Annotated in this window: 21 protein-coding genes; 12 read left to right on the forward strand and 9 right to left on the reverse strand. The window is 71.6% G+C overall.

Features of this window, described 5'->3' with window-relative positions; translation table 11 throughout:
- Positions 1-90: 90 nt before the first annotated feature.
- The 8 genes from SSP24_RS18675 (at position 91) to SSP24_RS18710 (ending at position 6,809) form a co-directional block, all read left to right on the forward strand.
- Positions 91-891 carry a crotonase/enoyl-CoA hydratase family protein gene (locus SSP24_RS18675; protein WP_141310774.1) on the forward strand — a complete coding sequence of 267 codons (801 nt, stop codon included), beginning with the start codon at positions 91-93 and terminating at the stop codon, positions 889-891.
- Positions 892-1,023: 132 nt separating this feature from the next.
- Complete coding sequence (locus SSP24_RS18680; protein ID WP_141310775.1) at positions 1,024-1,965, forward strand: Zn-ribbon domain-containing OB-fold protein; 942 nt, start codon at positions 1,024-1,026, stop codon at positions 1,963-1,965.
- Positions 1,962-3,011, forward strand: a complete 1,050-nt coding sequence (locus SSP24_RS18685) for a thiolase family protein (protein ID WP_141310776.1) — start codon at positions 1,962-1,964, stop codon at positions 3,009-3,011. The genes SSP24_RS18680 and SSP24_RS18685 overlap by 4 nt, the downstream gene beginning before the upstream one ends.
- Positions 3,008-4,174, forward strand: coding sequence for a thiolase family protein (locus SSP24_RS18690; protein ID WP_141310777.1), 1,167 nt, complete (start codon positions 3,008-3,010; stop codon positions 4,172-4,174). Before SSP24_RS18685 ends, SSP24_RS18690 begins: the two co-directional genes overlap by 4 nt.
- Positions 4,175-4,256: 82 nt before the next feature.
- Positions 4,257-4,499, forward strand: coding sequence for a DUF397 domain-containing protein (locus SSP24_RS18695; protein ID WP_141310778.1), 243 nt, complete (start codon positions 4,257-4,259; stop codon positions 4,497-4,499).
- A 117-nt stretch (positions 4,500-4,616) separates the two neighbouring features.
- Complete coding sequence (locus SSP24_RS18700) at positions 4,617-5,522, forward strand: universal stress protein (protein ID WP_141310779.1); 906 nt, start codon at positions 4,617-4,619, stop codon at positions 5,520-5,522.
- 46 nt (positions 5,523-5,568) lie between these two features.
- Entirely contained in the window at positions 5,569-6,171 is a 603-nt protein-coding gene (locus SSP24_RS18705; RefSeq protein WP_141310780.1) for a CGNR zinc finger domain-containing protein, read from the forward strand.
- A 140-nt stretch (positions 6,172-6,311) separates the two neighbouring features.
- Positions 6,312-6,809 carry a hypothetical protein gene (locus tag SSP24_RS18710; RefSeq protein WP_141310781.1) on the forward strand — a complete coding sequence of 166 codons (498 nt, stop codon included), beginning with the start codon at positions 6,312-6,314 and terminating at the stop codon, positions 6,807-6,809.
- A 4-nt stretch (positions 6,810-6,813) separates the two neighbouring features.
- Here SSP24_RS18710 and SSP24_RS18715 read toward each other — a convergent pair whose 3' ends face one another.
- Entirely contained in the window at positions 6,814-8,775 is a 1,962-nt protein-coding gene (locus SSP24_RS18715; RefSeq protein WP_141310782.1) for an N-acetylmuramoyl-L-alanine amidase, read from the reverse strand.
- Positions 8,776-9,039: 264 nt separating this feature from the next.
- Positions 9,040-10,221, reverse strand: a complete 1,182-nt coding sequence (locus SSP24_RS18720; RefSeq protein WP_141310783.1) for an aminoglycoside phosphotransferase family protein — start codon at positions 10,219-10,221, stop codon at positions 9,040-9,042.
- Positions 10,222-10,465: 244 nt separating this feature from the next.
- Here SSP24_RS18720 and SSP24_RS18725 point away from each other — a divergent pair, with 244 nt between their 5' ends.
- Positions 10,466-11,959, forward strand: coding sequence for a DNA-binding protein NsdB (locus SSP24_RS18725; RefSeq protein WP_141310784.1), 1,494 nt, complete (start codon positions 10,466-10,468; stop codon positions 11,957-11,959).
- A gap of 44 nt (positions 11,960-12,003) precedes the next feature.
- On the opposite strand, the gene SSP24_RS18730 is transcribed toward SSP24_RS18725, so the two are convergent.
- Entirely contained in the window at positions 12,004-13,425 is a 1,422-nt protein-coding gene (locus tag SSP24_RS18730) for a PP2C family protein-serine/threonine phosphatase (RefSeq protein WP_141310785.1), read from the reverse strand.
- 305 nt (positions 13,426-13,730) lie between these two features.
- Here SSP24_RS18730 and SSP24_RS18735 point away from each other — a divergent pair, with 305 nt between their 5' ends.
- Positions 13,731-14,144: an SsgA family sporulation/cell division regulator gene (locus SSP24_RS18735; protein WP_141310786.1), complete on the forward strand. Its 414-nt coding sequence runs from the start codon at positions 13,731-13,733 to the stop codon at positions 14,142-14,144.
- Between the two features lie 8 nt (positions 14,145-14,152).
- Here the strand turns inward: SSP24_RS18735 and SSP24_RS18740 are convergent, their stop codons facing one another.
- The 3 genes from SSP24_RS18740 to SSP24_RS18750 form a co-directional block, all read right to left on the reverse strand.
- On the reverse strand, positions 14,153-15,178 hold the full coding sequence (locus tag SSP24_RS18740; RefSeq protein ID WP_141310787.1) for a Gfo/Idh/MocA family protein: 1,026 nt from the start codon (positions 15,176-15,178) through the stop codon (positions 14,153-14,155).
- A 61-nt stretch (positions 15,179-15,239) separates the two neighbouring features.
- Positions 15,240-16,334 carry a baeRF3 domain-containing protein gene (locus SSP24_RS18745; RefSeq protein WP_141310788.1) on the reverse strand — a complete coding sequence of 365 codons (1,095 nt, stop codon included), beginning with the start codon at positions 16,332-16,334 and terminating at the stop codon, positions 15,240-15,242.
- Positions 16,335-16,386: 52 nt separating this feature from the next.
- The gene (locus SSP24_RS18750) at positions 16,387-18,000 is read right to left on the reverse strand and encodes an alpha/beta hydrolase (RefSeq protein ID WP_141310789.1); all 1,614 of its coding nucleotides are present in this window, start codon (positions 17,998-18,000) and stop codon (positions 16,387-16,389) included.
- Positions 18,001-18,303: 303 nt separating this feature from the next.
- Between SSP24_RS18750 and SSP24_RS18755 the strand changes: the two genes are divergently transcribed.
- Complete coding sequence (locus SSP24_RS18755; RefSeq protein ID WP_141310790.1) at positions 18,304-18,957, forward strand: chaplin family protein; 654 nt, start codon at positions 18,304-18,306, stop codon at positions 18,955-18,957.
- Between the two features lie 110 nt (positions 18,958-19,067).
- Here SSP24_RS18755 and SSP24_RS18760 read toward each other — a convergent pair whose 3' ends face one another.
- Positions 19,068-19,550 (reverse strand): nucleoside deaminase, encoded by a 483-nt coding sequence (locus tag SSP24_RS18760; protein WP_141310791.1) that lies wholly within the window; start codon positions 19,548-19,550, stop codon positions 19,068-19,070.
- 23 nt (positions 19,551-19,573) lie between these two features.
- Positions 19,574-19,837, reverse strand: a complete 264-nt coding sequence (locus SSP24_RS18765) for a GlsB/YeaQ/YmgE family stress response membrane protein (RefSeq protein WP_141310792.1) — start codon at positions 19,835-19,837, stop codon at positions 19,574-19,576.
- 153 nt (positions 19,838-19,990) lie between these two features.
- Here SSP24_RS18765 and SSP24_RS18770 point away from each other — a divergent pair, with 153 nt between their 5' ends.
- Positions 19,991-20,758 (forward strand): ArsR/SmtB family transcription factor, encoded by a 768-nt coding sequence (locus SSP24_RS18770; RefSeq protein WP_141310793.1) that lies wholly within the window; start codon positions 19,991-19,993, stop codon positions 20,756-20,758.
- Between the two features lie 79 nt (positions 20,759-20,837).
- Here SSP24_RS18770 and SSP24_RS18775 read toward each other — a convergent pair whose 3' ends face one another.
- A complete protein-coding gene (locus tag SSP24_RS18775; protein ID WP_141310794.1) occupies positions 20,838-21,278 on the reverse strand; it encodes an SPW repeat protein in 441 nt (146 codons plus the stop codon).
- Between the last annotated feature and the right edge of the window lie 123 nt (positions 21,279-21,401).

The raw sequence follows: 21,401 nt of genomic DNA on the forward strand, positions 1-21,401 counted from the left end.
AGAAAACCCTTGAAGCGCCGACCCGCCTGCTGCAACCTGTTCTCGTTCCTGCGGAACGTGCCCGACACGGCAGGACGGGGAGGACGATCCATGGGTGGCACCGAACACCTCACCGTGCAGCGCGAAGGCGCCACACTGGTGCTCACGCTCAACCGGCCCGAGGCCAAGAACGCGCTCTCGCTGCCGATGCTCGTCGGCCTGTACGACGGCTGGGTCGAGGCCGACGAGGACGACGCGATCCGCTCCATCGTGCTGACCGGCGCGGGCGGTACCTTCTGCGCGGGCATGGACCTCAAGGCCCTGGCCGGGAAGGGGATGGAGGGTGAGCAGTACCGGGACCGGCTGAAGGCCGACCCCGACCTGCACTGGAAGGCCATGCTGCGCCACCACCGGCCCCGCAAACCGGTGATCGCCGCCGTCGAGGGGCACTGCGTCGCGGGCGGCACCGAGATCCTCCAGGGCACCGACATCCGTGTCGCGGGCGAGTCCGCGACCTTCGGGCTCTTCGAGGTCCGGCGCGGGCTGTTCCCGATCGGCGGCTCGACCGTCCGGCTGCAACGCCAGATCCCCCGCACCCACGCCCTCGAAATGCTGCTCACCGGACGGCCGTACAGCGCCCGGGAGGCCGCCGACATCGGCCTGGTCGGTCATGTCGTCCCCGACGGCACCGCGCTGACCAAAGCCCTGGAGATCGCCGAACAGATCAACGCCTGCGGCCCGCTCGCCGTCGAGGCCGTCAAGGCGTCGGTGTACGAGACCGCCGAGATGACCGAGACCGAGGGCCTGGCCGCCGAACTCCGGCGCGGCTGGCCGATCTTCGACACCGCCGACGCCAAGGAGGGTGCCCGCGCCTTCGCGGAGAAGCGACCGCCTGACTACAAGCGCGCGTAGTCGCTGCGCTGGCTAGGCCGGTTCAGAGGGTGCGGGCCGTGTGTGGCTGGTCGCGCAGTTCCCCGCGCCCCTAGGGGGTTGTCCGTACCGATCCTGTTCAGTACTCAGACCTCTGGAGGAGGTACGCTCCCGATGCCCGAAGTTCTCAAGGCCCCGCTGACCGTCGAATTTCCCTTCACCCGCTCCCTCGGTCCCGTACAGAGCGCTTTCCTGACCGGACTGCGTGAACGCGTCGTCCTGGGCGTCCGCACCGGCGACGGGCGCATCCTCGTCCCACCGGTCGAGTACGACCCCGTCACCGCCGAGGAGATCCGTGACCTCGTCGAGGTCACCCCCACCGGCACGGTCACCACCTGGGCCTGGAACCACGCCCCCCGCCGAGGCCAGCCCCTCGACACCCCCTTCGCCTGGGCCCTGGTCCGCCTCGACGGCGCTGACACGGCCCTGCTGCACGCCCTGGACGCCCCGGGACCGGGGGACGTCCACACCGGCATGCGGGTCCGCATTCGCTGGGCGGAGCAACGCACCGGCGCCATCACCGACATCGCCTGCTTCGAGCCGTACGACGGCGAACGCGCCCAACCGACCGGCCACCTAGGCCAGTTCGAGGAGCCGATCACCGGCATCGTCGCGCCCGCCCGGCTCGACTACACCTACAGCCCCGGCCGCGCACAGTCCGCCTACATCAAGGCGCTCTCCGACCGGCGGATCGTGGGCGAGCGCTGCCCGTCCTGCCGCAAGGTGTACGTGCCACCCCGCGGCGCCTGCCCCACCTGCGGCGTCGCCACCGGCGAACAGGTCGAGGTCGGCCCGCGCGGCACCGTCACCACCTTCTGCATCGTCAACATCAAGGCCAAGAACCTCGACATCGAAGTCCCGTACGTCTACGCCCACATCGCCCTCGACGGAGCCGACCTCGCGCTGCACGGACGCATCGGCGGCATCCCGTACGACCAGGTCCGCATGGGCCTTCGGGTCGAACCCGTGTGGACCGAGGACAGCCGCTACCCCGACCACTACCGGCCGACCGGCGAACCCGACGCGGACTACGAGACCTACAAGGAGCTGCTGTGACCCGCGACATCGCCGTCGTCGCCTTCGCGCAGACCGACCACCGGCGCACCAGCGACGAGCTCTCCGAGGTGGAGATGCTCATGCCGGTCCTGCACGACGTGCTCGACCACACCGGCCTGCAGACCGCCGACATCGGCTTCACGTGCTCCGGCTCCAGCGACTACCTCGCGGGCCGCGCCTTTTCCTTCACGCTCGCCCTGGACGGCGTGGGCGCCTGGCCGCCGATCTCCGAGTCGCACGTCGAGATGGACGGCGCCTGGGCGCTGTACGAGGCCTGGACCAAGCTGCTGACGGGCGAGGCGGACACCGCCCTCGTCTACGCGTACGGCAAGTCCTCGCCGGGCTCGGTGCGTGACGTCCTCACCCGCCAGCTCGACCCGTACTACGTCGCCCCGCTGTGGCCCGACTCCGTCGCCCTCGCCGCCCTCCAGGCCCAGGCGCTCATCGACGCCGGCGAGACCGACGAGCCCGCCCTCGCGGCCGTGGCCGCCCGCAGCCGCACGGCAGCCCAGGACAACTCCCATGCCCAGCTGCGGGGTTCGGTGCCACACGGGGAGTACGTCGTACGGCCCCTGCGCACCGGCGACTGCCCGCCCATCGGCGACGGCGCCGCCGCCGTGATCCTTGCCGCCGGTGAGCGCGCCCGCGAGCTGTGCGCACGCCCCGCCTGGATCCGCGGCGTCGACCACCGCATCGAGGCCCACGGCCTCGGCGTCCGCGACCTCACCGACTCGCCCTCCACCCGCCTGGCCGCGGAGCGCGCCGGCGCCTTCGAACGGCCCGTCGACACGGCCGAGTTGCACGCGCCCTTCACCGCCCAGGAGCTCGTCCTGCGCAAGGCACTGCGGCTCGACGACACCGTGTCCGTCAATCCGTCCGGCGGCGCGCTGGCCGCCCACCCGATCATGGCCGCCGGACTGATCCGCGTCGGCGAGGCGGCCGCACGCATCCACCGGGGCGAGTCCGACCGGGCCCTCGCCCACGCCACGTCCGGCCCCTGTCTGCAACAGAACCTGGTCGCCGTACTCGAAGGGGATCCCCGATGAGCAAGGAGCCCGTGGCCGTCGTAGGCGTCGGTCAGACCAAGCACGTGGCCGCACGCCGGGACGTCTCCATCGCCGGGCTCGTCCGGGAGGCGGCCCGAAGCGCCCTCGACGACGCCGAGTTGACCTGGGCCGACATCGACGCCGTGGTCATCGGCAAGGCGCCCGACTTCTTCGAGGGCGTGATGATGCCCGAGCTGTACCTCGCGGACGCGCTCGGCGCGGTCGGCAAGCCGATGCTGCGCGTGCACACCGCCGGGTCGGTCGGCGGCTCCACCGCCCTCGTCGCGGCCCAGCTCGTCGCCGCCCGCGTGCACGCCACCGTCCTGACCCTCGCCTTCGAGAAGCAGTCCGAGTCCAACGCCATGTGGGGCCTGTCCCTGCCGATCCCGTTCCAGCAGCCGCTGCTGGCCGGGGCGGGCGGCTTCTTCGCCCCGCACGTACGGGCGTACATGCGCCGCAGCGGCGCACCCGACACCATCGGCTCGCTCGTGGCGTACAAGGACCGGCGCAACGCCCTGAAGAACCCGTACGCCCATCTCCACGAGCACGACATCACCCTGGAGAAGGTCCAGGCCTCGCCGATGCTCTGGGACCCGATCCGCTACTCGGAGACCTGCCCGTCCTCCGACGGCGCCTGCGCCATGGTCCTCACCGACCGCGCGGGAGCCGCCCGTGCGCCCCGCCCGCCCGCCTGGATGCTCGGCGGCGCCATGCGCAGCGAACCCACCCTCTTCGCCGGGAAGGACTTCGTCTCGCCGCGCGCCGGCCAGGACTGCGCCGCCGACGTCTACCGGCAGGCCGGGATCGCCGACCCGCGCCGGGACATCGATGCCGCCGAGATCTACGTACCGTTCTCCTGGTACGAGCCCATGTGGCTGGAGAACCTCGGCTTCGCCGCCGAGGGCGAGGGCTGGAAGCTCACCGAGTCCGGGGTGACCGAACTGGACGGGGACCTGCCGGTCAACATGTCGGGCGGCGTGCTGTCCACCAACCCCATCGGCGCCTCCGGCATGATCCGCTTCGCGGAGGCGGCCCTGCAGGTGCGGGGGCTGGCGGGGGAGCATCAGGTGGACGGCGCCCGCAAGGTGCTCGGGCACGCGTACGGCGGCGGCTCGCAGTTCTTCTCGATGTGGCTCGTGGGAGCACAGCCGCCGGACGCCTGAAAGGTCCCCCTCACGTGGCCTGTTGGCCCCGGGGACCGATCGCTAGGCTGGCCGCGGACGACGAGTCGGGAGGAGCACGGACGTGGCCGAGACCACCACCCGCCAGCAGCCGCTCAAGGGCTGGGACAAGCCGGAACTGGACCTGAGCAACGCCGAATGGCAGTCCAGCAGCCGCGGCCTGGGGGATGTCCAGATCGCCTTTGTCGAAGGTTTCATCGCCATGCGCAACAGCGGCCGCCCGGAGAGCCCCTCCCTGATCTTCACCCCCGCCGAGTGGGGCGCGTTCGTGTCGGGCGCACGGGAGGGCGAGTTCGATCTGACCTGATCCGGGGGTGTCGCACCCGAATTTCCGGACACGCGTCCCTGTGAGCCCTTCCGGGGCCGAGGCCTGAGCGAGGCTGGCACCGGGAAGTGGTGGGTCGCCACTCCGGAGGTGAGGAACATGAGCACCCTGCCGGTCATCGCGGCGTTCGACGGTTCGGACGACAGCCTGCGGGCCCTGGACTGGGCCCTCGACGCCGCCCGCAGGCGCGGTGCGCCGCTGCGGGTGGTGCATGTGCGGCAGTACGCGGTCCGGGTGCCCGCCGGTGTCGAGGTCGCCCGGCTGCCGGAGCCGGAGGACGATCCGGTGCTCGCCCGGGCCCGCGCGCACGTCGCAGGGCGCGACGGGGGGCTGGTCGTGGAGTACCTCGGCCCGGAGGGTGCCCCGGCCGCCGTACTTCCCGAACTGGGCGCCGAGGCCCAGCTGTTGGTGCTCGGCTCCCGGGGCCGGGGCGGCTTCGCGAGGCTCCTGCTCGGCTCCAACGGCCTCGCGGCGGCCCGGGACGCCGAGTGCCCGGTCGTCGTGGTGCCCCGGCCCGGCCGCGAGGTCGACGACGCCCCGCCGCAGGAACCGGGACCCCGGGTGGTCGTCGGCCTCAACGTGGACGGCCCGGACGACGCCGCCCTCACCTTCGCCTTCCAGGAGGCCGCCCTGCGCGACGCCCGCCTCCAGGTGATCGCCGCCTACCCGTGGCCGGTGCAGCTCTGGGCGGGCCCCGCGGGCGAACTGCTGCCGACCGGCATCGACCAGGACGCCGTCGAGAGCGAGACACGCACCCTCGCGGAGGGCTTCCTCGCCCCGCACCGCCGCCGCCACCCCGACGTCCGGGCGGAACCGTACGTGGCTCCCGGCGACGCCGCGGCGAACCTCGTGGCGAACTCGTTGGACACCGAGCTGGTCGTCGTCGGCCGCCATCGCCGCCGCCTGCTCGCCCCCGCCCGCATGATGGGCTCGGTCACCCATGCCGTGCTGCTCCACGCGGCGAGCCCGGTCGCGGTGGTGCCGCCCGCGCCGCCGGAGGAGTGAAGCCGCCCGCGAGCTAATGATTGCCTCGACCCATATCATTAGTGCCATGCAGGCCTCGATCAGCAGGGACGCCCGGCTCGCGCTCGACCTCGCCCTGACCATCCGGCACGACGGACACGGCGGCGTCGCCGACGACCTGACCGATGCCGAGGGGCTCACCACATGGGTGCGCTCCCACCCCGACGCCCTGCCGGACGCCGCCCCCTACACCGCCGACGCCGAGGCCCTGACCGCCGTACGCGAGCTGCGCGCGGCCGTCCGCGCCCTCTTCGCCCGCGCGGTACGCCCGGCCGCCCCGAGCCCCGCCGACGCGGCCCGCCTCCTGCCCGTCCCCGAGGCCCTGGCCCGCCTGAACGCCGCGGCCGCCCGCACCCCGACCGTCCCCGTCCTCGCCTGGCCCGACGACGCCGAACCCGCCGTACACCACCGATCCGCACACGGCGACGACGACCTCACCGCGGTGCTCGCGCAGGCCACCATCGCCTTCCTCACGAGCCCCGACCGCCACCGCCTGCGCGCCTGCCACGCACCTCGCTGCGTGCGCTACTTCCTCAAGGAACACCCCCGACAGGAGTGGTGCAAACCGTCCTGCGGCAACCGCGCCCGCGTCGCCCGCCACCACGAACGCCACAAGCGCACCTCAACCTGACAGCCAAGGCGGGGTGACCCACTTAAGGGGCGCGGGGAACTGCGCGACCAGCCCCGCAGCAGCCCGCACTCGAACCACGTCCTCGGCCCCTGGACGCTCCCTCCGCGTCACCGCCGGACGGCACGCCGTACCATGGCGGCATGTCGTTCCTCCGCCGCCGCAGTGCCACCCCCGCCGGGCCCGACTTCGACGTGCTGGCCATGGACCCGGGCGACTGGCCCGGCAATCTGGGCGCGGGCCTGCTGCCCGCCCCCGACGGCACCTGCCAGGGCGTCTTCCTGCGCTACGACCTGTTCGGCGGTCGCGGCCCCGCGATGATCATCGGTAATCTGCCCGAGGGCTCCCCGGCCCGCGAGGTCGCCGAGGGCCAGGTCCCGTTCGAGGTGGCCCAGCTGCTGCTGGCCCTGGAGAACGACGAGGAGGTGACGGTCGTCGGCACCGAGGACGTGCCGGTGATGCAGGGCGACAACCTCCTCATCGTGCGCCGCCTGAAGCTCTCCGAGAGCCGGATCTCCTGCGTGCAGTTCGACCGCAGCGACAACGTCCTGGTCACCATCGCCGCCTGGGACCGCCCCATCACCGACGACCTGTACGCCCTGCTGAAGCCGCTCCCGGCGGAACTGTTCCAGCAGGGCTGAGCCGCTACGACGAGACCTTCACGTCGGCCGCCCGGACGAACGCGACCCGGTGGCCGTACTGGATCTCGTAGTACTGGTCCTTGCCCACGACGACCTTGTGCCCGTCGGTGGCGAAGGTGACCGCGTAGTAGTACTCGCCGGGCACCTTGTCGCCGACGACGTACTTCTGGCCCTTGAGCAGCTTGTACGGCAGCGGGGACACCGACTGGGCGGGCACTCCCGCCGGGTAGGCGGACGCCTCCGGATAGGCACGGCCGTACACCGGGACGCTGTCCAGGCCGTCCCTCGGCGTGACGAGCAGGCCCCTCGCGGGTACCGCGGTCGGGGCCTTCGCCGGGTTGCGGAACCAGGCCTTCTGCCCCAGGTACCAGATCGCCGTCCAGTCGCCCTGGCGGCCGGCCACCGCGTACTGCTGGCCGGTGGAGACCCGTGAGCCGATGTCGTTGACGCCGGTCGTGGAGTCCTCGCCGCCCGGGCGCAGACCGATGTCCTTGATCAGCGGGTAGCTCTCGCCGGGCCCGGAGTACAGCCTTACCGCGCTCGAACCGTGCACCTCGCACGGCTCGCCCTGCGAGGTGCAGCCCGTGTACTGCGGCCGGTTCGAGGCGTAGTCCGGCAGGATCGTCACCAGGCCGCTGCCCGCGCGGGCGGTCGGGCCGAAGGGGCGGCCGAGCAGAGTGAAGTAGTGCCGCCAGTCCCAGTACGGGCCCGGGTCCGTGTGCATGCCCGGGACCGTCGCCGTGGTCGGGCCGGGCACGTTGTCGTGGCCGAGGATGTGCTGCCGGTCCAGCGGGATGCCGTACTTCTTGGCCAGGTACTTCACCAACCGCGCCGACGAGCGGTACATCGCCTCCGTGTACCAGGCGTCGGGCGAGGCCAGGAAGCCCTCGTGCTCCAGGCCGATCGACTTGGCGTTGACGTACCAGTTGCCCGCGTGCCAGGCCACGTCCTTCGCCTTGACGTGCTGGGCGATGTGGCCGTCCGTGGAGCGCAGGGAGTACTGCCAGGACACGTAGGTCGGGTCCTGCACCAGGTCCAGGACGCCCTCCCAGGCGCCCTCCGTGTCGTGCACGATGATGTACTCGATGCTCTGCGACGCCGGGCGCTCACCCAGGTCGTGGTTGCCGTAGTCGCCGTCGCCGAACTCCTCGTACGGCGCCGGGATCCACTCGCAGGAGACCGTGGCCGGGCATTCCGTGCCCTCGGTGGCCGTCTTGCGCAGGCCCGCCCGCCGCAACTGGGCAGTGTCGGGGGCGAGTCCGGGCTGCGCGGCCAGGGTGACCCGCTGACCGGCGTCCGTGCGGCGTTCCTGACCGGTGCGCAACACGTCGTACACATCGCCCGCGTACGTCGCCGCCGTCGCGGTGTCGTCGGCGCCCGAGAAACGGGCCACCGCCCCGTACCAGTCCGCCGGGTCGTCACTCGGCGGCTCGCCCAGCTCCCGCTGCGCGGCGGCGAGCAGCGCTGCACCGCCCGCCACATTGGCCGCCGGGTCGGTGCGCAACTCCTCGGCGCTGATGCCGGTCAGCTCGGCGGCCTTCGTCAAGGTCTTCAGGCGGACCGGGAGTTCGGCGTTCTCCGGGAGCTTCGCGTCGGGCAGCAGCGGCGGGCGGGCGTCGTCGCCGCGCGGGTCCTCCGTGCCCTCGCTGTGGTGGGGGGCGGTGGCCAGCGCCGTACGGGCGTCGGTGAGGTGCATCGGGCCGTAGCCGCCGGTCACGCTCGGCGCACCGCCGTGCGCGTCCCAGCGGGACTGGAGGTAGGAGACGCCGAGCAGCACGCTCTGCGGCACGTCGTACTCGGCGGCCGCCTGCTCGAACGCCTGTTGCAGCTCACCGTCCGACCGGGCGTCGGACGGGGCGGCGCCCAGCAACGGCAGCAGCAGCGCCGCGGAGGCCACGGCGCCGGCGGTCCGGCGTACGCGTCTCGGCCCGGCGGCTCGGTCGGGGTCGGTGGCGGATCCTCGCAAAGCAGCCTCCTGGGACGGTTGGGCGCGATGAGCCGTGCGGGGCCGGGCGTGTCAGTGGTACCGGCTCTCCGACGATCCGTCAATCATGCAATCAGGGGGGCGATTTCCCCGGTCAGGGCGGGGTTGCGGGAGTTTCGTGGCGGCGGCCGCCGGGCCTGCGGGGCGTCAGTGGCGTACACCAATGGACCCTCCACCAGGGCCCCGGACATGACGAGGCCCGCGGTGCGCCGCTGTCCCTGGCGCACCGCGGGCCGTGATCCCCCTTCAGCGAGTGCCGACCGCCGCACGCACGGCCCGGCGGGCCAGCTGGCAGTCGTCGTGCAACCGCCGCAGCAGCAGCCGCTGTTCCTCGCCGGACGGCGCGGCACCCGGCTGGGCCACACCCGGTGCCGCCGGGGCCGCGTCGTGCATCGAACGCTGCACGGCCGTCTCGTACGTACGGATCTCGCGGGTCAGTACGAGCATCAGGTTGACCAGGAACGCGTCCCGCGAGGCCGGCCCCGCGGACTGGGCGATCTGGCTGATGTGCCGCCGCGCCGCGGGGGCGTCGCCGAGCACCGACCACAGGGTGGCCAGGTCGTACCCCGGCAGGTACCAGCCGGCGTGCTCCCAGTCCACCAGGACCGGTCCCGCGGGCGAGAGCAGGACGTTCGACAGCAGCGCGTCGCCGTGGCAGAACTGACCCATGCCCTGCCGGCCCGCGGCGAGCGCGATGCCGTGCAGCAGCTTCTGCAGGTCGCCCAGGTCCCGGTCGGTGAGCAGCCCCAGCTCGTGATACCGGGAGATCCGGGCCGCGTAGTCCAGCGGCGCGTCGAACGTGCCCGCGGGGGGCCGCCAGGCGTTCAGCCGGCAGATCGCGCTCAGCGCCTGCCGGATGTCCGCCCTTGGCGGTGCCTCCGCCGGGTGCCGCTGGAGTGCCGCCGCCCGTCCCGGCATCCGTTCGATGACCAATGTGCAGTTGTCCGGGTCCGCCGCGATCAGCCGGGGCGCCCGCACGGGCGGGCGGTGCCGGACGAACGAGCGGTATGCCGCTATTTCGTGGCGGATCCGCTCCGCCCACGCCGGGGAGTGGTCGAGTAAACACTTGGCGACGGCCGTACTGCGTCCGGTGGTGCCGACCAGCAGCACGGACCGTCCGCTGCGCCGCAGCACCTGCACCGGGGCGAACTCCGGGCAGATCCGGTGCACCGAGGCGATCACCGTGCGCAGCTGGGCGCCCTGGGGGCCGGACAAGTCGAGTCTCCCGCTGAGCGGTTGGGTGCCGAGCCCCGCGGGGCGCCGCGCCCGGCCCGCACCGAGCACGGGGGCCGTCGGACGCGCGGGGGCGAGGTAGGGGCCGCCGCCACCCGGCAGGGGAGGCTCTCCCGGCCTGGGGGAGGCGGGAGACGCGGGGCGCGGGCGCAGCGGCCGGGGCGGGGCGGACACGGAGGACGATGCTGCGTACATGGGCGAGACAGATCCCTTCGTGTGCCTGCGAGTCATTACGCCACCCGAACCGACCGCCCGGGTGCACCCTGGGGAATGCACCAGCCGTATCTGGAAGGCGACCGGGTCGGGGTGGCGCGTTCCTACCTGACACCCGATGTGCAGTGGCACACCATCTGGCGGACCCTGGCGAACCCTGGCGAATAGTCGCCCGGCAACTCGCCCCGGGCTACTGTCAACTCAGCCGAGAACCTGGGGGCTTGATGTGAGCGGAGAACCCAACACCCGCCTTGCGGACCTGTTCGGCCTGGCCGGCTGGTCCAAGGGAGAGCTCGCGAGGCTGGTCAACAAGCAGGCGGCGGCCATGGGCCACCCCCAGCTGGCGACCGACACCTCACGGGTGCGGCGTTGGATCGACATGGGAGAGATCCCGCGCGATCCGGTGCCGCGGGTGCTGGCGGCTCTGTTCACCGAGCGTCTCGGCCGTGTCGTGACCATCGAGGACCTCGGTCTGGTCCGGCACGGGCGTACGGGGAAGCGGCAGGGCGGCGGGAGTGTGGAGCATCCCGACGGTGTGCCGTGGGCGCCCGAACGGACCGCTGCGGTCCTCACCGAATTCACGGGAATGGACCTCATGCTCAACCGACGCGGCTTGGTGGGCGCGGGTGCCGTGCTCGCCGCGGGATCCGCACTCAGCAGCGCCATGTACGACTGGCTGCACACCGATCCGGCCCTGGCGGCCGACGCTCCCCATCTCGACGACCCCCTGCACGCCGACCCCGCCGGGTTCGACCGCTACGAGGCCGCCCCCATCGGGTCGCAGGAGATCGAGGAACTGGAGCGCTCTGTCGAGGTGTTCCGCGCCTGGGACGCGGCCCGCGGCGGCGGGCTCCAGCGCAAGGCGGTCGTGGGCCAGCTCAACGAGGTGGGCGGCATGCTCGCCTACCGTCACCCTCCTCATCTGCAACGGCGCCTGTGGGGCGTCGCGGCCAACCTCGCCGTCCTCGCGGGCTGGATGTCGCACGACGTCGGCCTGGAGCCCACGGCCCAGAAGTACTTCGTCATCGCCGCCCATGCCGCGCGCGAGGGCGGCGACCGGCCCCGGGCCGGCGAGGCGCTCTCCCGGGCGGCCCGCCAGATGGTGCACCTGGGCCGGCCCGACGACGCGCTGGACCTGATGAAGCTCGCCCAGTCCGGCTCCGGGGAGGAGGTACTGCCCCGCACCCGGGCGATGTTCCACACCATCGAGGCGTGGGCCCAGGCGTCCATGGGCAAGGGCCAGGCGATGCGCCGCACTCTCGGCCAGGCGGAGGACCTGTTCGTCTCCGACAGGGGGGACGTGCCGCCGCCCAGCTGGATGCAGCTGTTCAACGAGGCGGACCTGTACGGCATGCAGGCCCTGGCCTACCGCACGCTGGCGGAGTTCGAGCCGGGCGCGGCGGCGCACGCTCAGCACTTCGCGGACAAGGCGCTGGCGCTGCGGGTCGAGGCACAGCAGCGGTCGAAGATCTTCGACTTCCTGTCCATGGCATCGGCCTGCTTCATCGCCGACGACCCCGAACAGGCGGACCGGTTCGCCCGTCTCGCCCTGATGTCGATGGGGCAGAACTCCTCCCGCCGCACCTGGGACCGGCTGCGCCAGATGTACCGGCTCACCGCCGAGTACGCCGAGTACCCGAAGATTCAGGAGCTGCGGGAGGAGATCAAGCTGGCGCTGCCGAAGACGAAGGGGAGGGGCGGCAACAGCTCACAGGTGTAGTCCGACTGTCCCCGCCTACTATCACGCCTACTATCAACTGACCCCTAAGACGTGACCTTGGCGATCAGTACACAGGCGTCGTCCTCGCGTTCGGTCTCGCCGAACTCCTCCACGACCGTCCGCACGCAGTCCTGTGCGGTCCGTGCCTCTGCGAAGCGCGGGGCCAGGTCGGTGAGGCGGTGGGGGGATCCCCAGTCCCTGGGCACCAGTCCGTCGGTGTGCAGCAGGACCAGGTCGCCCGCTTCGAGGGTCTCCTCGGCCTCGCCGTAGGCGGCACCCGAGGTCGCGCCGAGCAGGACGCCGTCCGGTGCGTTCAACCTGCGCCCCGTCCCGTTGCGGAACAGCAGCGGGGCGGGGTGTCCTGCTTGCGCCCACACCAGCGTGCGGGTCTCGGGGCGGTAGCGGCAGCAGACGGCGCTGCCGAGGGTCGGCTGGACGGTGGAGTCCAGCAGCTGGTTGAGCCAGGCCAGCAGCTTGCCCGGCCGGGTGCCCGCCATCGCCATGCCGCGCATCGCGCCGAGCAGCATGGCCATGCCCGATGTCACCGTGACGCCGTGGCCGGTGAGGTCGCCGACGCTGAGCAGGGTCTCGCCGTCGGGCAGTTCCAGTGCGTCGTACCAGTCGCCGCCGATCAGTGCGCTGGTCGAGGAGGGCAGATAGCGGGCGGCCAGATCCAGGCTGCGCGGGCCCTGGCGCGGGAGCCGCAGGGTGCCGTGCCACGGTGGCAGCACGGCCTCCTGCAACTCGACCGCAAGCCGGTGCTCGGTCTGTGCGACGTGCCGCCGACGCTCCAGCGAGTCACGGGTCTCGCTCACCGCCTGCTGGCTGCGGCGCAGTTCACTGACGTCGCGCAGCACCGCCCACATCGAGGCGGTGCCGCCGTCAGCGTCGAGCACGGGCTCGCCCATCATGTGCACGGTCCGCACCTCGCCGTCCGGCCGTACGATCCGGAACTCGCCGTCGATGCGCTTGGCGTCGACCAGGCAGTCCGTGACCATCGCGGTCAGCTGCGGCCGGTCCGCGTCCAGCACCAGCGAGGGCAGCTCGTCCAGGGTGAGCGGGGGAGCGGCGGGGTCGCGGCCGAGGATCTCGTACAGCTCGCCGGACCAACTGGCCTGGTCCGTCAGCAGGTTCCACTCCGCGCTGCCGACCCGGCTGAGCAGCGACTCGCCCCGGGGAGCGGGCGATGCCGCCGGGACCGGCTCGGCCGGTGCCGCGGATGTCACGGGCGGTGGGCCGTCGCGCAGCTGGGCCAAGTGCTCGTCGAGGTCGTTGAGTTGGTGCAGTGCGAGGTCGTAGAGTGCGCGCTGCCAACGATCCCGCGGGTCCGAACCGTCACTGGGCGCGTCCCGCCGTACGGCGTCCACCTCGCCCTTGAGCCGCCGAGTCTGCGATATCAGCGCGTCGACCGAGCCGCGTCCTGGCGGCTGGGCGGCTGGGCGGTCCGCAGAGAGATGGGACGGCATGACGCACTCCGATGCGGGGGGACGGTACGACCAAGGCTGACGGTGGGACCGTTACGACTGTTGCACAGCCCGCGACGCCCTGTAAGGGATTTGGCAACACACGATACGGTGGTGCTTCTGGCATATGCCACCGTCTTCACGGAGTGCTTGTGGCGTAGGTGGGGCGTACGTCGGGCGGTGGTGCAAGTCGTAGACGGAGTACGCAAATTGACGGGCCGTAAGGCCGAGCGTCTCGCACTCATTCGGGTGTTCGACGCACGTGTGTTCAAGGTGTACGTCAGACGCCGGAACGAGCTCTTAAGAGCATGGACATCACCCTCCAGCAGCCCGCCCACGCCCGGCTGATCACGGCGGAGGAGCGGGACGTTCCCGTCCCCGTCACGCTCCGCTACCTCTCCACCGACCCGCTGGCCGTGCACCTCGACTTCCCGCCCGAGGTGTGCCTCGACGGCGAGGCGCTCAGCTGGACCTTCGCCCGGTCCCTGCTCCAGGAAGGGGTGCGCGGCCCGGCCGGGAGCGGTGACGTGCACATCTGGCCGTGCGGGCGGGCCCGTACGGTGCTGGAGCTCCACTCGCCGTTCGGGCTGGCGCTGCTCCAGTTCGACACCGCGGCCCTGCGTCGCTTCCTGCTGCGTTCGTACGCGGTCGTCGCGGCCGGCGAGGAGGACGTCGCCGACGCCGTCGAGCAGGGGCTGAGCAGCCTGTTCGACGGCGTCTGACGTCGACGTCAGACGCCGTCGTCCGCGTACAGCTCGGGGCGCGCCGCGAGCTCGACGGTCACCCGGCCGCCGCTCACCAGCGCCCGGACCCCGGCCTCGGCGACGGCGGAGGCCGCGTATCCGTCCCAGGCGCTCGGGCCGGTGACCCGCCCCTGCCGGGTAGCGTCGACCCAGGCCTGCACCTCGCGGTCGTAGGCATCCGCGAACCGTACGAGGTAGTCCTGCGGCACCTCCTCACGGGCGCCGCCGTCCGAGGTGACGACCATCGTGTGGCCCTCCCCGATCCGGGCGCTGCCCGCCTCGCAGACGGCCTCGCAACGCACCTGGTAGCCGAAGCCACAGTTGACGAAGACCTCCACGTCGACCAGGGCGCCGCCCGCGGTCTCGAACAGCACGAACTGTGGGTCGAGCAGGCCCTCGGGGGCGTTCCCGGAGGAACGGGGGCGCAGCACGGTCACGGCAGTCAGCTCCTGGCCGAGCAGCCAGCGCGCCGCGTCGATCTCGTGCGAGACCGAGCTGTTGACCAGCATCGCGCTGGTGAAACCGGGCGGGGAGGAGACGTTGCGGTGGACGCAGTGCAGCATCAGCGGCCGCCCCAGACGACCGCTGTCCAGCACCGACTTGAGCTGCCGGTACTCGGCGTCGTACCGCCGCATGAAACCGACCTGCGCCAGCCGCCGCCCGAGCCGCGCCTCCGCCTCCACCACCCGCAGCGCCCCCGCCGACTCGGGCACCATCGGCTTCTCGCACAGCACCGGAAGGCCCCGCGCGAAGGCCGCGAGCAGTGCCTCCTCGTGGGCAGGGCCGGGGGAGGCGATCAGCACGGCGTCGACGCCGGGCGCGTCCAGCGCGGCCTCCGCCTCGGCGTGCACCGCGACCCCGTCGATACCGGCCGCCGCCTCCTTCGCCCGTGCCGGGTCCGGGTCGGCCACGGCGGCCACCCTGGCACCGCTCACCACCCGGTCCAGCCGCCGTATGTGGTCGGCTCCCATGTGTCCCGCGCCCAGCACCGCCACGCCCAGCAGCTCACCCACGTGCACCCTCCCGCTCCGCCGACTGTCCCGGCGTAGCGTAGGCGGAAGGGCACGGGTGCTGTCAGTAGCGCAGTACGCCCGCGATGCCGTTGGCGTCGGCCAGCGTGCCGTCGGGCACGAAGCGGACGTCGGCGCCGGTCTCCAGGCACTGCTCCACGATCTCGTCGATGATGTCCTCGCGGGCGTCGCGGTCGTCACTGGAGGCCGGGACGAGATGGCCGCCGTCGTCGCGCACGGTCACCCGGTAGTTCTCCTCGACGGCGAGCAGCCGCACCCGGGCCTCCCGGGCGTTCTGCCAGACCTCGTCCACGCCGGCCACGAACTCCTTGCGGCCCCGGGCCGATTCGAGTTCCTTCGTCACGGTGTCGATCGTCCTCAGGTCCTCGGCGTCGACCACGGGGCGCACGGCCTGCCACACGGCGTCCGGCGTGCCGTGCGAGAGGCCGCCGTGCGGGATGTGCACGGCGCGCCGGGTGACGTCCCCGATCTCGTCCAGGCAGGACAGCGCCGCCTGCTCACCGGTCACGTACAGCGGCCGCGGATTGTCCCGCAACACCGCGCCCATCGCCGTGTCGGTCTCCCGCAGGAAGTGCCGGGTGCCCTCGTCGCGGAACGTGCTCGGCATGTCACCGAACCGTTCCAGGCGCTCGGGGTCGAAGTTCTCGTTCCTGCGGGTCAGCGGGAAGCCGCCGGTGCGCTCCTCGGTGACCCGGCCCCCGCCGCCGTTCCAGAGGGTGGCGCGGTCGGCCGAGACCGACAGCACCCAGAACGGCCGTTCGGACACCTGTGCGGAGACGAGATTGCGGGTGAGGAAGGTGTCGGAGAGCACCACCCGCTCGGGCACGGCGCGGCCGAGCGACCACACCTGGTGCTCACCCGGCGCGGCGAAGATCACCAGGCCGTCCTCGGCGTGCGTCAGGTCGACCTCGCCGAGCGCCTGGTCGAGCTGGGCCGCCACATCGACACGCCGTTCCCGGGTCACCTCGGGATCGGTCTCCAACTGCTTCTTGGCCTCGGCCACCGCATTGCGCAGCCGGACCCGGTCCTGCGCGTTGTACGGCTCCCTGCGGTGCGTCGGCGTCAGCACGGACACCGCGGGATACGGGCGCGGTCGGCGCAGCTCGGCCAGGGTCGTGGGACTGAGTGCGTGCTCCATGACAGCACCATAGGGCCGATTCGCGTATCGGGCATTTGGGGCGCGATGATCGTCATGGCGCCGCCCGCTCGCCGTTCTCGGGCCCGCAGGAGCTTCCGTTCGGGGGCAGGGTGCCGTAGAGCAGGAAGGCGTCGACCTTGCCGTGCACGCACTTGGACGAGGTGTAAGCGGTGTGGCCCTCGCCCTTGTTGTCGAGCACCACGGCCGACGGACCCAGCCGCTTCGCCGTCTGCACCGTCCAGCGGTACGGCGTCGCCGGGTCGCCCCGGGTGCCGACCAGCAGCATCTTGGGACTGTCGACGTCCTTCACCTTCTCGCGGATGAAATCGGTACCCTTGGGGCGGCCGTAGCACAGCAGTACCTGGGTGAGGCGGAACCGGCCGAAGACCGGGGAGGCCTCCTCGTACATGGCGCGCAGCCGGCCGAGGTTCGCGGTGATCTCGCGGGCCGTGGGGCGGTCGGGGTCGTCGGCGCAGTTGATCGCGAGCAGTGCGGCCGTGAGGTTGTCCAGCGGGACGTCCTCCTGGTCCACGAGCCCGCCGTCGGCGGGCGGCGAGGGCTTCTGCCGACCCTGTCGCAGGCCCGGGAGGGCGAAGCCGCCGGTGGCGAAGGCCTCCACCCCGCTCGTGTCCCCGTCCTCGATCAGCTGGGCCAGGGCGCGCTCCAGCGACGGCCATGTGTCCGTGCTGTAGAGCGCCTGACTGAGCGCGCCGACCAGGTCCTGACCGGTGAACTCGCCGCTGAACGCGGTCGGGACCGGGTCCTCGTCCATCGACCGGATCAGGCGTACGACTTCTTCCCGGGCGGTCCGCGCATCCTGGCCGAACGGACAGGCGACGTCCTTCACACACCAGTCGAGGAAGTCGTCCAGCGCGACCTGCTGTCCCGCGGCACCCGTCACGCCCTGCCGGGCGAGCGACTCCGTCAGCGTGTCCACCCCGTCCAGCGCCACCCGGCCCACCTTGTCCGGGAACTGGGTCGCGTACACCGCGCCGAGGCGCGTCCCGTAGGAGAAGCCGAGGTAGTTGAGCTTGTCGTCGCCGAGCGCCTGGCGTATGACGTCCATGTCCCGGGAGACGTTCACCGTGCCTATGTGCGCCAGTACGGGCCCGGAGCGCTTGGCGCACTCCTCGGCCGCCGCCTTCAACTGCCGCAGCACCGCGTTGGGATCGCGGAGCGTCTCATCGGTGCCGGCGCTGACGCCGGCGCCGCCGTACGGGGCGTTGCCGCAGCTGACCGGGGAGGACCGGCCGACACCGCGCGGATCGAAGCTCACCACGTCGTAGCCGTCGGTCAGGTCCATGAAGTCGTCGTCGCTGAAGGCGAGTTCGCTGACGCCGGAGCCGCCGGGCCCGCCGAAGTTCAGCAGCAGTGAGCCGCGTTTCTCGCCGCTCGCCCGGTATCGGGCCAGGGCAAGATCGAGCGTTCCGGCGCCGGGGCGTGCGTAGTCGAGGGGTACGGTGACCTTTCCGCATTGCAGGTCGTCGGGGGTCGCCATGCCCTCGCACGCCTTCCATACGACCTTCTGGCGGTAGAACCGGGTCAGGTCGGGCTGCGGCTCGTCCGCGGCCGTCGCAGGCAGGCCGGCGCCCAGCATCGCCAGGCCGATGGCTCCGGCGACCGCGTGGCGCCGCAGCCTGCGCCGCGGTGACAGCTTGGCCAGCATCGATGCCTCCAGGGCGCGCCCCACTGGGGACCGGTGGACGGCGCCCTCGCTCACGATAAGCGGCGCTTGGAGGCGCCGCCTCCGGGCCAGCGGGCCGCCCCGGGCTGCCGTACCCTGCCCGCTCACGCGTCCGATGCGGACGGTTACGGACTGTGCTGACTGATTCGGACGGCTTTACTGCTAGTTCGACAACCGTGCCACTCGATGGGGTGAAAGGCGGATAAGCCATAACTCGGATGGTTCAACTGCGTTTTACCCGATGCGGGTGAGTGCCCGCGACCACGTCTGGAAGGTAGGGACCCTATGAAACGGGTTACCCGAAACGGTGTGATCGCCGTCGCCGCCGCCTCGGGCGCGATGGCTGTGACGTTTCCGGCGCACGCCGACTCCGCGGCCGACGGAGCCGCGGTCGGCTCGGCGGGGGTGATCTCCGGCAACACCGTGCAGCTCCCGGTGCACGTCCCGGTGAACGTGTGCGGGAACACCGTGAACGTGGTGGGGCTCCTCAACCCCGCCGCGGGCAACCGCTGCGCCAACGTCAGCGAGGCCGAGGACCAGGACTCCGGGTCGTCGGCCGCGTCGGGCGGGGGAGCGGCCGCCGAGAGCAGCGGAAAGGATTCGCCGGGGCTGATTTCCGGCAACGGGGTGCAGCTCCCGGTGCATGTGCCGGTCAACGTCACCGGCAACACGGTGAACGTCGTCGGCGTCGGCAACGGGGCCGTCGGCAACGAGTCCGAGAACACGTCCGGCGACCGCCCCGCGTCACCCAAGCCATCGGTCCCACCGAAGACCCTCCCGGCCCCGAAGCCGGTGGCCCCGCAGCCCGCGCCGCCCACCACCTCGGGCCTCGCGGACACGGGCGCGGACGCGACGCTGCCCGTCGGGATCGGCGCCACGGCAATGATCCTGGGCGGGGCACTCCTGTACCGACGCTTCCGCCCCCGGACGGTGCGCTGAGCCCACCCGGCTCTTGTCGCGCATGAGGGTAGGCCCCATCGGGGGGTGATCACCGGTGGGGTCTGGGCCAGCGGCTTGAGGGCTTGGGCATGAAGCCAGGGGATGGTGACTCAGGCCCTCGTTCGGTAGTAGCGGCGGTGCAGGGTTCGTACCTCTTCCGTTAGTTCGGGAACCGGCCCCGTCACGGCAACCCCGGGTGCGACCTCGTTGATCGGCAGCGTGCGTACTGGAGGCGGTGGTACGCCCAGCTCTGTCAGCCATGAGGTGAGCTGCTCGGAGGACGCCACGTAGACGATGCGGCCGAGGCCCACCCAGGCGTGCGCGGCCGCGCACATCGGGCAGTGCTCGCCGGAGGTGTACACCGTTGCCGCCGCGCGTTGCTCCGGGGACAGGTGTGCCGCCGACCAGCGTGCCAGCTCGAACTCCGGGTGCCGGGTGCGGTCGCCGGAGGCCACCCTGTTGTGGTCCTCCGCGAGCACCGCGCCGTCCGCGCCGACCAACACCGAGCCGAACGGCTCGTCCCCCGCGTCCAGCGCCTGGGTGGCCAGTTCGACACACCGGCGCAGATACGGCAGCTCGGCGTCGCTCACCATGCCGTACGTCCTCCTCGTCCCCGTCAGCGACGCCCGCGCGCCCGGTCCAGAGCCGCGACGCCGAGTGCGGCGAGGCCGATCTGGATGAGCCACTCGATCCAGTCGACACCCTCGGTGTCGGCCACGTCGAACGCTGTGGCGATCGCCGTGCCGATCAGCGCGGCTGCGATACCGACCAGGATCGTCCACAGGACTCCTATGCGCTGCCGACCCGGAACGACGAGTCGGCCCAGCACGCCGATGACGACGCCGATGACGACGGCGCTGATGATGCCCGAGATCTCCATCTCCGCCCCTCTTTGTCAGAACACCCGCTGCTTGGTGTGTGCCCGCTGAGGCCGAGGACAGTCCGATTCCAGGCCAGGCGCCCGCCTGTCGTTGACATGCAGGTAGTTGCCTGCATAACGTTGAGTGTGCGATCAGAAGACGACGACTTCCGGATGGACAAAGTCTTCAAGGCCCTGGCCGACGAGACCCGCAGGCGCCTGCTGGACCGGCTGCACGAGGAGAACGGGCAGACGCTCGGTGAGCTGTGCGAGCACATCGAGATGACCCGCCAGTCGGTGACCCAGCACCTGGCCATCCTGGAGGCCGCCAATCTGGTCAGCACAGTGCGACGGGGGCGGATGAAGTTGCACTACCTCAACCCGGTGCCGCTCCACGAGATCCAGGAGCGGTGGATCGACAAGTTCGAGCGCCCACGCCTGCGTGTGCTCGGCGCCGTGAAGCGACTAGCCGAGGAAGCCATGACCGACAAGCCGACCTTCGTGTACGTCACCTACGTCGCGAGCACCCCCGAGAAGGTCTGGGACGCGCTCACCGACGCGGACCTCACCGCCACCTACTGGGGTCACCGCAACGAGTCCGACTGGCAGCCGGGGTCCCGCTGGGCCCACGTCCGTACGGACGGTTCCGGCGTCGCCGACGTCGTCGGCACCGTCGCCGAGAGCGAGCGCCCGACCCGGCTGGTCACCACGTGGGCCGCGCCCGAGGACGAGGGGGACGAGACCAAGCACTCCCGCGTCACCTTCGACATCCAGCCGTACGACGACATCGTCCGCCTCACCGTCACCCACGAGGACCTCGCCGACGAGAGCGAGCGCGCCCAGGCGGCCTCCGGCTGGGCCGCGGTGCTGTCCAACCTCAAGTCGCTGCTGGAGACGGGCAGCCCGCTGCCGCAGAAGCCCTGGCTGGTGCCCAGCCGCTGAGGCACGGAAAGGGCCGGTCCGCGAGGGCCGCGGGCCGGCCTGGGTGTAACTCATCGACTCCCTTCCTGATAGGGGCTACCTACGGCTTGGGGGCGCTCTTCGCCGCCGTACCGGCGCACACCAGGCCCAGGATCACGGCCAGAGCGCCGATGATGACGTTGTTCCAGACGACGCCGGCATCCGGGCTGGCGCCGACGATCCACGGGGAGATGATCATCCACACACCCAGCGCGCACATGGCCCAGCTGAGGCCATACATGCGTTCGGGTGCCCGTGTGAACCCAAGTGCCAGCAGGCCGATCGCGATCCCGATGATCAGGTTGTGGGTCGCGAGTGCGGGCTGGCCGGCGCTGTAGTGGACCACCCAGGGGGACACGGCACAGTACAGACCGAGCAGGAACACCGGTCCGTCCACGAGTGCCACATCACGACCGCCGAGCATGCGGGCGTACCGATCCCGCATTTCGAGTGCATCGGGGTGGCTGGTTATGTCACCTCTGGTGGGCTGGACGTTGGCCATGACTCGTCTCCTTTGACTTCGCTGGCCTGACCGCGTCTGGTGCGGTATGCGGTAAGCGCCGCGTAAGTCCATTCTGCTCTTATTTCGCCTTTATGTGTAGAGCTCACCACATGGTCGGGAAGG

Origin of the sequence: Streptomyces spinoverrucosus (assembly GCF_006539505.1) — a bacterium.
GTDB classification, from domain to species: Bacteria; Actinomycetota; Actinomycetes; order Streptomycetales; family Streptomycetaceae; genus Streptomyces; species Streptomyces spinoverrucosus.

Excerpts from the sequence above, each read along its gene's own strand:
- SSP24_RS18675 (WP_141310774.1), top strand. The coding sequence starts at position 91 with ATGGGTGGCACCGAACACCTCACCGTGCAGCGCGAAGGCGCCACACTG.
- SSP24_RS18680 (WP_141310775.1), top strand. The coding sequence starts at position 1,024 with ATGCCCGAAGTTCTCAAGGCCCCGCTGACCGTCGAATTTCCCTTCACC.
- SSP24_RS18690 (WP_141310777.1), top strand. The coding sequence starts at position 3,008 with ATGAGCAAGGAGCCCGTGGCCGTCGTAGGCGTCGGTCAGACCAAGCAC.
- SSP24_RS18700 (WP_141310779.1), top strand. The coding sequence starts at position 4,617 with ATGAGCACCCTGCCGGTCATCGCGGCGTTCGACGGTTCGGACGACAGC.
- SSP24_RS18705 (WP_141310780.1), top strand. The coding sequence starts at position 5,569 with ATGCAGGCCTCGATCAGCAGGGACGCCCGGCTCGCGCTCGACCTCGCC.
- SSP24_RS18710 (WP_141310781.1), top strand. The coding sequence starts at position 6,312 with ATGTCGTTCCTCCGCCGCCGCAGTGCCACCCCCGCCGGGCCCGACTTC.
- SSP24_RS18720 (WP_141310783.1), bottom strand. The coding sequence starts at position 10,221 with ATGTACGCAGCATCGTCCTCCGTGTCCGCCCCGCCCCGGCCGCTGCGC.
- SSP24_RS18730 (WP_141310785.1), bottom strand. The coding sequence starts at position 13,425 with ATGCCGTCCCATCTCTCTGCGGACCGCCCAGCCGCCCAGCCGCCAGGA.
- SSP24_RS18735 (WP_141310786.1), top strand. The coding sequence starts at position 13,731 with ATGGACATCACCCTCCAGCAGCCCGCCCACGCCCGGCTGATCACGGCG.
- SSP24_RS18745 (WP_141310788.1), bottom strand. The coding sequence starts at position 16,334 with ATGGAGCACGCACTCAGTCCCACGACCCTGGCCGAGCTGCGCCGACCG.
- SSP24_RS18750 (WP_141310789.1), bottom strand. The coding sequence starts at position 18,000 with ATGCTGGCCAAGCTGTCACCGCGGCGCAGGCTGCGGCGCCACGCGGTC.
- SSP24_RS18755 (WP_141310790.1), top strand. The coding sequence starts at position 18,304 with ATGAAACGGGTTACCCGAAACGGTGTGATCGCCGTCGCCGCCGCCTCG.
- SSP24_RS18760 (WP_141310791.1), bottom strand. The coding sequence starts at position 19,550 with ATGGTGAGCGACGCCGAGCTGCCGTATCTGCGCCGGTGTGTCGAACTG.
- SSP24_RS18765 (WP_141310792.1), bottom strand. The coding sequence starts at position 19,837 with ATGGAGATCTCGGGCATCATCAGCGCCGTCGTCATCGGCGTCGTCATC.
- SSP24_RS18770 (WP_141310793.1), top strand. The coding sequence starts at position 19,991 with ATGGACAAAGTCTTCAAGGCCCTGGCCGACGAGACCCGCAGGCGCCTG.
- SSP24_RS18775 (WP_141310794.1), bottom strand. The coding sequence starts at position 21,278 with ATGGCCAACGTCCAGCCCACCAGAGGTGACATAACCAGCCACCCCGAT.